Origin of the sequence: Pantoea sp. GbtcB22, from assembly GCF_019091025.1 — a bacterium.
Classification (GTDB): Bacteria; Pseudomonadota; Gammaproteobacteria; order Enterobacterales; family Enterobacteriaceae; genus Pantoea; species Pantoea leporis.
In genome coordinates, this window is the sequence record NZ_JAGXKB010000129.1 from 1 (window position 1) to 277 (window position 277).

1 pseudogene is annotated in these 277 nt (G+C 52.7%); it reads left to right on the forward strand.

Features of this window, described 5'->3' with window-relative positions:
• Positions 1-182, forward strand: a pseudogene (locus tag KVT28_RS24995) (spermidine/putrescine ABC transporter substrate-binding protein PotF); the annotation flags it as partial.
• Positions 183-277 lie beyond the last annotated feature (95 nt).

Sequence of the window (277 nt, forward strand, 5' to 3'; positions counted from 1 at the left end):
ACATGAACTACGCCAACGGTAACAATGCCTCGCTGCCGTTGATCAATGCGGACGTGCGCAACAATCCGGGCATTTTCCCAGCGCCGGATGCCATGGCCAAACTGTTTGTGCTCAAGGTCCAGGATCCGAAACTGGATCGTGTGCGCTCCCGTGCATGGACTAAAGTAAAAAGTGGTAAGTAATTCGTTCTGAACGATTATTGCCAGAAGACGACAGCAGAGGCGCAGTAATGGCCTCTGTTGTGCCATTTTTAGCGGCTGGCTGTGCCGCGCGATTT